Source organism: Marinobacter segnicrescens, from assembly GCF_900111555.1.
Taxonomy (GTDB): domain Bacteria; phylum Pseudomonadota; class Gammaproteobacteria; order Pseudomonadales; family Oleiphilaceae; genus Marinobacter; species Marinobacter segnicrescens.
Window position 1 is genome coordinate 14919 of sequence record NZ_FOHZ01000021.1, and the last position, 13185, is coordinate 28103.

12 protein-coding genes are annotated in these 13185 nt (G+C 59.3%); 3 read left to right on the plus strand and 9 right to left on the minus strand.

The window, feature by feature from the left end; all coding sequences use genetic code 11:
* Positions 1–294: 294 nt before the first annotated feature.
* The 3 genes from BM036_RS15715 (at position 295) to BM036_RS15725 (ending at position 3688) form a co-directional block, all read left to right on the plus strand.
* Complete coding sequence (locus tag BM036_RS15715; RefSeq protein WP_091854169.1) at positions 295–1539, plus strand: acyl-CoA dehydrogenase family protein; 1245 nt, start codon at positions 295–297, stop codon at positions 1537–1539.
* Positions 1540–1763: 224 nt separating this feature from the next.
* On the plus strand, positions 1764–2654 hold the full coding sequence (locus tag BM036_RS15720; protein ID WP_091854120.1) for an alpha/beta fold hydrolase: 891 nt from the start codon (positions 1764–1766) through the stop codon (positions 2652–2654).
* Positions 2655–2734: 80 nt separating this feature from the next.
* Positions 2735–3688, plus strand: a complete 954-nt coding sequence (locus BM036_RS15725; RefSeq protein WP_091854122.1) for a cyclase family protein — start codon at positions 2735–2737, stop codon at positions 3686–3688.
* A 214-nt stretch (positions 3689–3902) separates the two neighbouring features.
* On the opposite strand, the gene BM036_RS15730 is transcribed toward BM036_RS15725, so the two are convergent.
* From BM036_RS15730 to rseP, 9 genes are all read right to left on the minus strand, one after another.
* Positions 3903–4568 carry an SOS response-associated peptidase gene (locus tag BM036_RS15730; protein ID WP_091854124.1) on the minus strand — a complete coding sequence of 222 codons (666 nt, stop codon included), beginning with the start codon at positions 4566–4568 and terminating at the stop codon, positions 3903–3905.
* Positions 4569–4631: 63 nt separating this feature from the next.
* A complete protein-coding gene (gene rnhB / locus BM036_RS15735) occupies positions 4632–5330 on the minus strand; it encodes a ribonuclease HII (protein ID WP_091854126.1) in 699 nt (232 codons plus the stop codon).
* A complete protein-coding gene (gene lpxB, locus BM036_RS15740) occupies positions 5330–6487 on the minus strand; it encodes a lipid-A-disaccharide synthase (protein ID WP_281247033.1) in 1158 nt (385 codons plus the stop codon). The genes rnhB and lpxB overlap by 1 nt, the downstream gene beginning before the upstream one ends.
* 62 nt (positions 6488–6549) lie before the next feature.
* Positions 6550–7341, minus strand: coding sequence for an acyl-ACP--UDP-N-acetylglucosamine O-acyltransferase (gene lpxA, locus BM036_RS15745; protein ID WP_091854128.1), 792 nt, complete (start codon positions 7339–7341; stop codon positions 6550–6552).
* A complete protein-coding gene (gene fabZ / locus BM036_RS15750; RefSeq protein WP_091854130.1) occupies positions 7341–7778 on the minus strand; it encodes a 3-hydroxyacyl-ACP dehydratase FabZ in 438 nt (145 codons plus the stop codon). The genes lpxA and fabZ overlap by 1 nt, the downstream gene beginning before the upstream one ends.
* A gap of 12 nt (positions 7779–7790) precedes the next feature.
* Positions 7791–8816, minus strand: coding sequence for a UDP-3-O-(3-hydroxymyristoyl)glucosamine N-acyltransferase (gene lpxD, locus BM036_RS15755; protein WP_091854132.1), 1026 nt, complete (start codon positions 8814–8816; stop codon positions 7791–7793).
* A gap of 1 nt (position 8817) precedes the next feature.
* The gene (locus BM036_RS15760) at positions 8818–9273 is read right to left on the minus strand and encodes an OmpH/Skp family outer membrane protein (protein ID WP_413774431.1); all 456 of its coding nucleotides are present in this window, start codon (positions 9271–9273) and stop codon (positions 8818–8820) included.
* A gap of 169 nt (positions 9274–9442) precedes the next feature.
* Positions 9443–11761: an outer membrane protein assembly factor BamA gene (gene bamA, locus BM036_RS15765; protein WP_091854136.1), complete on the minus strand. Its 2319-nt coding sequence runs from the start codon at positions 11759–11761 to the stop codon at positions 9443–9445.
* Between the two features lie 43 nt (positions 11762–11804).
* Positions 11805–13151, minus strand: a complete 1347-nt coding sequence (rseP, locus tag BM036_RS15770) for an RIP metalloprotease RseP (RefSeq protein ID WP_091854172.1) — start codon at positions 13149–13151, stop codon at positions 11805–11807.
* Between the last annotated feature and the right edge of the window lie 34 nt (positions 13152–13185).

The window sequence follows — 13185 nt, forward strand, 5'->3', positions numbered from 1 at the left end:
AAGCCGATACAAAGAGCTCAACTCATTCCCGGGCGCACCACCGAGCAATAGCAATAGAGCGACCGCTCGTTTTATTATTGACACTTCCCGGTCTGCCCTTTAGCGTTAGCTGACCTATGTCCCGCCTGATTGATATTGTGGACCACAAGAGTCTGCATCGGCTCTGCCAGAACCTGGACGAAGAATAACAGAAGGCAATCCGTAAACTGTCGGAAAGCACCCTCAACCCCGAGTCTGGAAAGCTCACTACAACAAGGAGAAGCCCCCGTGGACATCACTACCACGCCAGCAGAAATGAACGACCTCACCATGTCGGAAAAATCCCGGCCATTGCTTGAGGCCGTCAAGCAACATATCCGTGACAATGTCGACCCCATTCTGGAAGAATTCGAGCGCCTGGGCCAAGGCCGCGCAGACCGGTTCAGCTACGCTCCCGGCCAGCTCGAGCTGCTTGAGGGCGCGAAGCAGAAAGCCAAGGAAGCCGGGTTGTGGAACTTCTTCCTGCCCAACGCCGAAACCGGTGAAGGTCTGTCCAACCTCGACTATGCCTACCTGGCGGTGGAGCTGGGCAAGAACCCCCTGGCTTCGGAGACCCTCAACTGCTCCGCGCCGGACACCGGCAACATGGAAGTACTGGAACGGGTTGGTACCCCCGAGCAGAAAGAGCAGTGGCTTAAGCCATTGCTGGAAGGCAAGATTCGCTCCTGCTTCGGTATGACCGAGCCCCATGTGGCCTCTTCGGACGCTCGCAATATTGAAACGAGCGCGGTACTGGAAGGCGACGAATGGGTCATCAACGGCGAAAAGTACTACATTTCCGGCGCCGGCGATCCCCGCTGCAAGATCATGATCTGCATGGTCAAGACAAGCCCGGATGCCGAGGCCTGGCGTCAACAGTCCCAGATCCTGGTCCCCATGGATGCGCCGGGCCTGACTGTGGTCGGCCCGATGCACGTGTTCGGCCACGACGACGCCCCCCATGGCCACATGCACATCACACTCGAGAATGTACGGGTCCCCAAAGAGAACATACTGTGGGGTGAAGGCCGCGGCTTCGAGATTTCACAGCTGCGGCTGGGCCCGGGTCGCATCCACCATTGCATGCGCTCCATCGGCGCCGCCGAGAAAGCGCTGGACCTGATGATCGAACGCGGTCAGAGCCGAGAAGCCTTCGGTCGCCCGATCCTGGATCTGGGCAAGAACATGGAAACCATTTCCCGCGCGCGGATCGAAATTGAAGCCATGCGCATGATGGTCCTCAAGGCCGCCAAGGCGATGGATGTGCTTGGCAACAAGGAAGCTCGCGTCTGGGTCTCCATGGTCAAGGCCATGGTGCCAGAGAAAGTCTGCAAGATTATCGACGAAGCGATCCAGATCCACGGCGCCACCGGCGTCAGCCAGTGGTCAGAGCTGCCCGACATGTATACCAAGCAGCGCACCCTGAGACTGGCAGACGGACCGGACGAGGTCCACCATAATGTGGTCGCCCGCGCCGAGGTAAAGGCCTATAACCAGGATCCCTACCGTCGGCAGGAGTAACACTGCTCAGCCGTCCCCGGATGTGATCGCCGGGGACGGCCCTTCTTCAGTACAATCAGAAGAACTCCCACTCGGCACCCCGGCGCAATAACCGGCTGCCACCCGCCCGGGTTTGACTTCCAGCCCATTGTAGCTTTGACTGAATTGGGCATTTACTCCCACGCCCAGCTGTAACAAATGTCTCGATATTTCCTTTCTGATATTAATAACAAAAGGATTGGTCAATGACTGACACCACCCAAACCGTCGATATCCCCCACCTCGGTGGCTCCACTGTGGGTTACCGCTTTGGCAAGCCCTACGATCCATCGCTCCCGACACTGATCCTGAATAACTCGTTTACCACCTCGGCTGAGTTGTTCAGGCCACAATTCGCTGACGAGGAACTTTTGAAGGTGGCCAACCTCCTGGCCATCGAGCCATACGGCCACGGCAAAACCCACCCCACCTACCGCCAGTTCACCTATTGGGACAGCGCGATCGCCAACCTGCAGGTGCTGGATGCACTGGGCATTGACCAGGCCTTCGCAATGGGCACATCCCAAGGGGGCTGGATTGTTACCCAAACCGCCATGCTCGCGCCGGACCGAATCAAGGGCATTATTCCGCTGGGCACGTCCATGGACCGCGAAAGCCAGCAAAGCCAGGCGCTCGGCTGCTGGGATGGCACCGAGTTCTGTACGCCAGCCATTGACGCGTTGGCTGAATCCGTCCCCGACGACTGGGTGGTACCGGATGAATTCGTTATTGGCGTGCTCGACGCCGGCCTGGGCGACTCGGTATCAGACGAGGACCGGGCCTTCTGGCTGGACGTCTACCGCAGGAACTATTCCGGAGATGCCGGCCGTGAGCGTCTGCGGATTTGCTCGATCAACCTGCGCGACCGGGACAGCTTGTTGGCACGGCTTAACAGCCTTACCTGTCCGGTGCTGTGGATTCATGGCACTGCGGACTCGGTTTACTCCGTTGCCAACGCCGAAAACGGCATCGCCCGCTTCACCGGGTCGAAGGATGCGCAGCTAAAAGTTGTTGAGGGTGGCCAGCACTTCTTGAGTGCCTCAGACCCAAAAGAGGTCAATGCTGCCGCAGTGGATTTCATCAGTAAATGGAAATGAGCCGACATGTGCTGCATCACTGATACAAATCATAAGCAGCCAGCATTCCCCAACAAAAACCACATGATGGAGCAGATCCCATGAGAGCAATAATAAAGCCACTTCTGGCAACAATCGTCTCAGGTACTTTAATCGCCGCAATCGCGCCGGGCGCGGTTGCGAACGAGGACTGGCAGACTTCCAAGTGGGGCGACGACGATACGATTGGTGCCGCCAATTACCTGTCCGCAGATCGTATCCTGGAAGCGACACGCCTGGTCACTGAAGGCAAGGCCTACTCCCTGGGTGTTGAGCTAAATCGTGACTTCCCTGCGTATGGCACGCGCTTCTTTGACATCACCGTGATGGAGCCCAGGGCCGGCGGTCAGGCTATCGGGCCAACCAAGCTGACCAGCACGGATGACGTTCTTCATACTTGGCTGGGCATTGGCAGTCAGATCGATGGCTTCGGCCACATCGGCATCGATCACAAACATTACAACGGGCTGGCAGCTGAGGACATCGTAGCTGTTGATGGCTTGAAGAAGCTGGGCACAGAAGGTATTCCTCCTATCGTCACCCGTGGCGTGCTTCTGGACATGACGAAACACTTCGGCCAGGACATGCTCACCGAGGGGCAGGGTTTCAACCGCGAAGAAATCCGCGCTGCAGCGGAAGCCCAAGGTGTGAAGATTCAGGAGGGGGATGTAGTCCTCTTCCACACGGGCTGGCTCAGTCTGGTAGGGGAGGATAATGAACGATTTGGCAAGGCTCAGCCGGGACTAGGTGTCGATGGCGCTGAATATCTGGCTGATCAGGGCGTCGTTGCCATCGGTGCTGATAACTGGGGCCTGGAAGTCATCCCCTTTGAAGAAGGTACCGGCGTATTCGAAGTTCATCAGACCCTGCTGGCCAAGAATGGCGTCTATATTCTTGAAAACATGAATACGGCTGAACTAGCCAAAGATAATGTGCATGAATTCATGTTCGTTCTGGGGCAACCCAAAGTTAAGGGTGCCGTACAGATGATGGTGAATCCGATAGCCATCAAGTGAATATTGAATTATAGGTGTTGCAGCGCAGGTCCCGTTCCTCGTGAGGAACGGGACCGTTGACTCAGTTCCAGGAAACAGACGTCCGCCGCGCTGATCTATTTACGGTTGCAAAGTACTGGTTTAAGAAGCGTACCACAACCTGGATCTGGTCATTGCTCTCTCCTTTCACCCCCCAATCACTGGGTAGCGCCATTCTCTGGCTCTTTCTCAATGCCTAATCTGCCGGAAGCACTTCGCCCTCTGCGACGGGTTTCAGGTCCCTGGTACCCCTGACCGGCTCACACACCAACGGCGCCGGGATATGTGTCTTCATCAGGTGTGCAAAGGCATCGGTATGATGAAAGTCCGGGTCCAGCCACAGGTCGAAGTCCTCCGGCCGGAGCATCAACGGTATGCTCGTGGGGTGAATGTGACTGAACCTCGGGTGTGGCGGCAAGGTGATGACGGTGAAAGAGCTCACCTGTTCCTCACCAAAATGCCACGACTGCCATAGCCCGGCCAGGGCGGTGGCCTCCCCCTGCGGGTGGATGTTGTAGACCTGCTTGCCCTGCCATTCATGGAAGCCGCTGACCGGCACAATACAGCGGTGGGAGGGATAGACCTTCTTCCAGAGCGGGCTGCTGGTGAGTCGGTCACTGCGCGCATTGAAGGTATGGAACTTCGGATTTGGCCGGTAGCCATGCCCCTCCGGCCGGGGCTCGATCAATAGCGACCAGATACCCGGTTCAAGGTAACGATCTCCACCAGCTTCCATAACAAACTCACCAATACCGCCCGGGGGGACGTTCAACTGGGGGCGCGGCGCAATGCCCGGCAAGCCCAGTTGCCCCATCAGTTCCTGGACCTCTGGCGAATCTGTGACGTTATAACGACCGCACATGGGCTGGCTTCCTGACCAAGGTACACCGTGACACCCTGAGCTTACACCAGTCGGGGGGTGGTTTCAGACCTTCTCGAAAAGGTCCTCCGGCCAATGCAGTTCTTCCCCGTGGATGTCAGCAATACCAGCCTGTTCACCCTGCCAGACCCCGAACGCCTCCAGTGCCTCCTGGACCGGGCGGAATGAGCGGCGATGAATGGGGGTGACGCCCTGGCGCTGTAATGCCTCCAGGTGTACGGGTGTGGGATAGCCTTTGTGGCCCGCCAGGCCATAGCCAGGATAGATTTCTTCCATGGCGACCATTTCCCGGTCACGGGTAACCTTTGCCAGGATAGACGCAGCACTGATGGCGGCAACCCGGCCATCGCCCTTGATAACGGGTTCGGATGGCCAGTGCCAGTTGGGGCAGCGGTTGCCGTCTACCAGCACGTATTCCGGCGGGACGCATAGCCCCGCTACGGCACGCTCCATGGCCACGAGGGTGGCCTGGAATATGTTGAGGCGGTCGATCTCGTCCGCTTCGCAGCGGCCGAGGCTCCAGGCAGCAGCCTTTTCAATGATTTCGTCGTACAGCGCCTCCCTGCGCTTTTCGGTAAGTTTCTTGGAATCCGCCAGGCCCTTGATGGGACGGTCCGGGTGCAGTATGACGGCTGCAGTCACCACTGGCCCTGCAAGGGGACCGCGACCTACCTCGTCGACACCAGCCAGCTTCCAGCCCTGGTATTGGCATTCGAACGGAGGCAGTACAGCTTTAGCGGCCATCAGCGTCTTTCCTTTTCGATCAATGCGGACACCGCCTCGGCAGCACGCTCGTCAGCGTTGCGACGCAGCATGTGGTGCAAGCGAGTGAAGGCCTCATGCAGCCGCTCCCGCTCCGCTGGATTGTCCAGCCGCTCCAGTACGGCTGCAGCCAGTTTCTCTGGCGTGGCGTTATCCTGCAACAATTCCGGGACCAGTTCCTCCTGCGCGAGCAGGTTGGGCAGGGACACCCAGGGCACTTTCACCAGGCGAGATACCAACGCATAACTGAGGTTACTCAGGCGATAGCCCACCACCATGGGCTTTTTCAGCAGCATGGCTTCCAGGGTGGCGGTTCCGGAAGCCAGCAGAACGACGTCTGCGGCCGCCATCACTTCCCTGGATCGGCCCCTGACCACTGTCAGCGGCAGTTTTACATCCAGGGCATCGGCCAATGCCCTGACCTGCACCTCCCTTTCACGATTTACGCAGGGCACCACCAACTGTAGGTCCGGGTGTACCGCCTGCAACTTTCGGGCAGTTTCCATGAAAAGGCCGCCCAGTCGTTCCACCTCCCCGGCCCGGCTGCCTGGCAGTATCGCCAACACTGGCTTGTCCTGGTCGAGCCCGAGGGCGTCCCGGGCACCGGCGGTGTCCACTTCCATCGACACACGCTCCGCCAAGGGATGGCCCACAAAGGCCACTGGCACCTGGTGTTCCTCATAGAAGCGGGCCTCGAAGGGCAGCAAGGTCAACATCAGGTCAACGGAGCGAGCGATACGAAAAATACGCTTCTGGCGCCAGGCCCAGACTGAGGGGCTGACGTAATGGGCGGTGGGTATGCCCGCCTTGCGGCAGCGCTCTTCCACACCCAGGGTAAAATCCGGTGAGTCGATGCCAATGACCACGTCCGGCGGCGTGGTCAGCAAGTAGTTCATCAGGCGGGCACGGATAGCAAACAGTTCACGCAGCCGGCCAAGCACCTCCACCAGTCCCATCACCGATAGACGCTCCATGGGAACCAGGGAATGAAAGCCTTCGGCAATCATTTCCTCGCCACCGATACCCACGAACCGGGCATTGGGATAGCGTTTGCGCAGGGAGCGAATCAGGCCAGACCCGAGAATATCCCCGGAGGCCTCGCCGGCCACCATGGCAATGGTGACCGGTGCCCGGTGAATAACCCCGGGCACCAACGAAGGCTGCTCAGTAACGGAAACGTCGGCGGAAGTCACCGGACGACCTAGCGGACGATGCCCCGGTCGGCGATGCGCAGGGACTCCATCAGGGGCTGCATTTCCGACAGGGAGGGCCACGCCTTCTCCAGCTCCTCAAGTGCCTGGGCTGTGGTGAGGCCCTGACGGTAGATAATCTTGTAGGCCCGGCGCAGCTCGGCCAGCACCTCCTTGCTGAAGCCACGACGACGCAACCCTTCGGTGTTGATGCCATGGGGGCTGGCCGACTGGCCACTGGCCATCACGTAGGCGGGAATATCTTTCAGGACGATGCTGCCCCCGCCACTCATGCTGTGGGCCCCGATATGGCAGAACTGGTGCACCATGGTACCACCGCCGAGGATCGCCCAGTCGCCAATGGTTACGTGGCCAGCCAGGGTCGCACAGTTGGCCAGAATCGTGTTGTCACCAATCACGCAGTCATGGGCCACGTGGACATAGGCCATCAACAGGTTATCACTGCCGATACGGGTTTCGCCCCGGTCCTGCACCGTACCACGATGGATGGTGCAGCTCTCGCGGATAACGTTGTTGTCGCCAATGACCAGGGTAGTCGGTTCGCCGGCGTACTTCTTGTCCTGGCAGTCCTCGCCCACACTGGCAAACTGGAATATGCGGTTGTTACGACCGATCACGGTCGGGCCCTTGATCACCACATGGGAATGCACCTCGGTGCCTTCACCGATCTCGACCCCCGGTCCGATGTAACTCCACGGCCCCACACTGACCCCGTCAGCCAGTTTGGCGGAAGGGTCAACGATTGCCTGGGGATGGACACCGGTCCAGTGCTTTTCAGTCATCAAGCGTCTCTCTCGGCCGACATGACTTCTGCAACACAGACTACCTCGCCATCCACCAGCGCGCGACAGTCAAATTTCCAGATGCCATGCTTGTTGGACAACAGGGTAGACTCCAGCCGCAGCTGATCTCCCGGCACGACCGGACGCTTGAAACGGGCCTTGTTGGAACCCGCCAGCAGGTGGATAGAACCATCCGCGGCAGAGCGACCCGCGGTAACATAGCCGAGGATACCCGAGACCTGGGCCATGGCTTCGATGATCAGCACACCGGGCATAATGGGCTTACCCGGGAAGTGGCCGGTAAAGAACGGCTCATTGAAGGTCACATTCTTGTAACCGGCAATGGACTTGCCGGCTTCCACTTCCACCACTCGATCCACCAGCAGGAAGGGGTATCGGTGTGGCAGAAAGTTCATTATTTCATCAATTTGCATCATCGGGTATTGGCCTCAGCCCTCAATTATCTTTTCCAGTTCCTTCAACCGGCGCGCCATGGCGTCCAGCTGTCTGAAGCGAGCAGCGTTCTTGCGCCATTCGCGATTGGTCATGTGACCAGTACCGGAGGAGTACACCCCCGGCTCACGGATATCTCCGGTAACCAGCGACATGCCCGTTACCTGTACGCCATCGGCAATGGTCAGGTGGCCACTGATTCCGGCAGCGCCACCAAACATGCAGTGGCTGCCGATGCGGGTACTGCCGGCAATACCGACCTTACCCGCCATGGCGCTGTGATCGCCAATCTGGACGTTGTGGGCGATCTGCACCAGGTTGTCGAGCTTGACGCCGTTGCCCAGGCGGGTATCGTCCAGGGCACCCCGGTCAATGGCTGTGTTAGCGCCCACTTCCACGTCGTCCCCCAGGGTCACGCCGCCTATCTGGGCGATGCGGTGCCAGGCACCCTTGTGAACGGCAAAGCCAAACCCGTCAGAACCGATCACGGCGCCGCTGAGGATATGGCAACGCTTGCCCATGGTGACACCGTGGGCCAGGGTAACCCGCGGACGCAGTATACTCTGGTCACCGATCACACAACCGGCGCCAATAATGGAGTGAGCGCCAACGACCACCCCATCACCCAGCCTGACGCCTGCTTCGATGACCACGTAGGGTCCAATGCTGGCACTGGCAGGGACCGTCACCGACTCATCGATAATCGCCGTGGGGTGCACCCCGACCACCGGCGCCGGTGACGTATCAAACTCGTGGCTGATACGAGCGTACCCAAGGTAGGGATCGTCCAGTACCAGGACATTGGTCGGTACCTTGTCGGCCATGGCCGGGGAAACCAGTACCGCCCCTGCCCGGGTGCGTTCCAGGTAACGACCGTAGGAGGGATTGGCCAGAAAGCTCAGCTGATCCGGCTGCGCCGCCTCCAGTGTCGCCAACCCGGTAATGACCAGGTGCGGGTCACCCCTGAGTTCGGCACCCAGTGCACTGGCAATCTCCCCGAGCGTGATGGTCCTGGCAGGCATATTACTGATTCAGCTTTTCCAGCAGTTGTTCGGTCAGGTTCAGTTCCGGCTTGACCGAAACCACTGCCTCGGAAGGCAGGATGATATCCAGGTCGTGTTCTTCCATCAGCGCTTTCACGGCGGCATCGACTTCCGGACGCGCCTGGTCCAGGAACGCCTGCTTACGGCTATTCAGCGTCTGATCCAGCTGCTGCTTCTGGCGAGTGAACGCCTCTGCCTTTTGCTGGAACTCGGCCGTCAGCTGCTGGCGCTCGCTTTCGTTCATCATGGCACCGTCTTTCTGCAGGCGTTCCTGCAGCCGGCGGGCCTCCTGCTGGGCCTCACGAACCTGGGCCTCGGTACCGGAGAACTCCTGCTCCAGCTGATCACTGAATGCCCGCGCATCGTCAGACGAAAACAACGCCTGGCGCAGGTCAACCACGCCGATACGGGTTTCCGCCAGGGCTGGCATAGCCATCACCAGCGCCACGGCAGCCACAAACACTCGCACACCCGGCGCACACTTCACGAATTTCCTGAATCCAGCCATTGTGTTACCTCCTGTCCTGCCATGCGGTTTCCACGCTCTTTTTGCCTGAAAAGCCACCTCATTGCTGAGACCGCGATCGCCCCATGGCATGCGGTCGTCAGAAACTCTGTCCCAGCGAGAACTGGAATATCTGGGTCTCATCACCGCTCTTGTCGGTAATTGGCTTCGCCAGGCTGAACGCCAGCGGGCCAACTACGGTAATCCACTGGAAGCCGACACCTACCGAGGCGCGGATTTCACCAAACTCCGGGTCAAAGCCGCGGGCCGTGTCAAACACCTGGCCGGCGTCCAGGAAGAATGCCGTGCGCATGCTGCGGGTGTCGCCGGCAAACGGGGTCGGTACGATCAGCTCCAGGCTGCCCTCCGTGAGGACGTTACCGCCAAACGGGTCATCATCGTCGGTCCAGGTCTTGTTGGTATCGACACGGTTACCCAGGGAGTTGGCCTCGAAGCCCCTTACCGAGCCATAACCGCCAGCATAGAAGTGCTCATAGAACGGCATCTGGGAGCGGTCACCGTAACCATCACCGTAACCCAGTTCGCCACGGGCACGGATAGCCCAGGTTTCCTGCTCATTCAGCGGCCAGAAGCTGTCTCCCCGATAACGCAGCTTATAGAAGGTCAGGTCACTGCCCGGCACTGCCACATCGGCCGACAGCGTATGGCTGTAACCATCCGTGGGCAGCATGCCCCGGTTAAGGGTGCTGCGGCGCCACGAACCAGTGAGGAAGTAGTTGTTGAAGTCGTTGCCTTCTTCCTCGATAAAGCGCAGCACCTCGTCTGCGGTGTAATCACCGGGCTTGATCTTCGACAGGGTATAGCCCACCCCGAAATTCAGGCGGGTGAAGCGGTCGATGGGATAACCGAAGGTCAGGCGACCGCCGTATTCGTCCAGCAGGTAGGAGGATATGTCCTGCTCCTCAAAGTCCGTCTCCCGGGCGAACAGGCTGAAGCCCCGGCTGACGCCGTCCACGGTGTAGTAGGGATCTTCGTAGGAGAAGTTGGCGCTCTTGATGGAATCGCTCACGTTGGCGCCAATGGACACCCGCTTGCCTGTGCCGAAAAAGTTGTTCTCGGAAATATTCGCCCCCAGGATGACCCCGGAAACCTGGGAGAATCCGATAGAGGCAGACAGACTGCCGGTAGGCTGCTCTTCGACGCTGTAGTTAACATCCACCAGGTCGTCCGAGCCGGGCACCGGTATGGTATCTACAGAAACGGAACGGAAATACCCAAGGCGCTCCAGCTGGTCCTTGGAGAACTCGATGCGGTCGGTGGAGGCCACCCCGCCTTCCATTTGGGTCATTTCCTGGCGCAGGACCTCGTCCTTGGTGGTTACGTTGCCGGTGAAGTTGATACGACGCACATAGGTACGCTTGCCCGGCTCCACATAGAAGGTCACAGCCGCGGTGTCTTCCGAGTCTGACTCGGGAATGGCGTTGACGTTGGCAAAGGTGTAGCCCTCACGCCCAAGCCGGCGGGACAGACGCTCGGAAGTGGCAGTCAGCTCTGAGCGGGAGAGCACATCCCCCGGCTCCAGCTCGATCAGCTCACGCAGTTCTTCCTCACCGACAATCAGCTCACCACGCAACTGAATATCAGAAATCGTGTACTGACGGCCTTCATTCACAGAGACCGCCACAAAGACATCCTGCTTGTCCGGCGAAATGGACACCTGGCTGGACTCGATATTGAAGTCCAGGTAGCCCTGATCAAGGTAATGGGAGCGCAGGGATTCCAGGTCACCGCTCAGGCGTTCGCGGGCATACTTGTCCTTGCTGGTAAGGGAGTTCCACCAGCTGCTGGTGCGCAGTTCAAACAGGTCCAGCAATTCCTCGTCAGAGAAGGCATCGTTCCCCACGATGTTGATATGGCGGATGGCGGCGACGTCGCCTTCGTTAATATCCAGGCGAATAGCAACCCGGTTACGGGGCAGCTCCTCTGCGTTGGCCTTCACCCGCGCATTGTAACGGCCCTGCCCAACGTAGGAGCGCAAAATCTCCAGTTCAAGTCGCTCCAGGGTGGCCCGGCGGAACACCTGTCCTTCCTGCATGCCGGCACCGGAGAGTGCATCCATCAGCACATCGGTTTCGATGTTCTTGTTGCCCTCGATATCAATGGAGGCAATGGCAGGCCGCTCCTGGACCTCCAGGATCAGGGTGCCGTTGTCACGGTAGGCTTCGATGTCGGTGAAAAGACCCGTCTTGAACAGGGTACGAATGGCCTCGGCCAGCTCCTGTTCACTGAGGGATTCGCCAATATCGACAGGAAACGCCGAAAACACGTTACCGGCCGAAACCCGCTGCAGGCCTTCGACTTCGATATCCGCCACCGTAAATTCCTGTGCCGTGGCCGGCTGGCTGGCCATACCGGCAAGGGCAAGACCAATCGCTGCACCCAGTAAAGAACGTCTCATTCAGTCAGATCGCCTGTTTATGCGCGTAAGGAGCTCGCAATTCTCACAACCGCATCAGGTCGTTGTAAAGAGCAAACACCATTAAAGTCAGAATCATGGCCATACCGATCCGCAATCCCAGTGCCTGTACCTGCTCGGAGAGCGGGCGCCGGCGGATGGCCTCGATGGTGTAATAAACTATGTGCCCGCCGTCCAACACCGGTATGGGCAGCAGGTTGAGAATGCCCAGACTGACACTCAGATAGGCCAGGAAACGGACAAAGTCCTCAAACCCGGAGCTGACGCTGGCCTCTGCTACCCGGGCAATGGTGATCGGCCCACTGAGATTGGTTGGCGACAGCAGGCCGGTAATCATCTTTTGTATCGCCACCAGGGTCAACCGGGTATCGGACCAGGTTTCCGAAAATGCGTTGGGAATCGCCGCCAGCGGCCCGTAACGAACCTCCCGCAGCATGTTATCCGGCCAGCTGACCTGGGCCACACCGGCACCCACATAACCCTGCTCGACACCCTCCACCTCTCGAACAGCGGGGGTAACCTGCAGGGTCAGGGTGTCATCACCACGCCGGACCCGCAGCTCCAGGGATTTTTCGGGTGACTGCTGGATCACTTCCACCAGTGCAAACCAGTCTGCTACCGGCTCGCCATTGGCTGCGAGCACCCGGTCGCCTTCCTGTAGTCCCGCTGCCTCTGCACGTCCGCCGCTGACAACCTGCCCGATTTGCGCCGGTACATTCGGACGCAGCGGACTCAGGCCAAACTGGCCAAGAGGATCGGGATTATCGTCCGGCAGCTGCCAGCCGTTCAGCGTGGTGGTCAGTGTACGCTCGCCCTGACCGTCGCTGATGGTGAAGCTGACTTCGTCCTGCTCACCGGCCCGCTCCAGCAGGCGCATATTGATGTCCCGCCAGGACGTCACGCTCCGGCCGTCCACCTGGTGAATTTCCATGCCGGACCGGAGCCCCATACGGTCTGCAATGGAGCCTTCGGCAATCTCGCCGGTCACCGGCGCGACCGTGGTGAAGCCCACCACGCTGAGCAGCCAGTAGGCAGCAATGGCAAAGATAAAGTTGGCGGCAGGACCCGCGGCAGCAATGGCGATACGCTGCCCTGGTGGTTTTGAGGTAAATGCCTCATGAAGCTGGTCGTCCGGCACTGGCCCTTCCCGCTCGTCCAGCATCTTGACGTAGCCGCCAAGGGGAATGGCCGCAATCGCAAACTCGGTGCCATGGCGGTCATAGCGCGACCAGATGGGATTGCCGAAGCCCACCGAAAAACGCAGCACCCGCACACCACACTTGCGGGCCACCCAGAAGTGGCCGAACTCATGGATGGTCACCAGGATGCCGAGGGTGACGATCAGCGCCAGTACTGTCTGCAGAATGTCCAACATGGTGTCAGGGTGGCCTCCGGCCGTTACAACG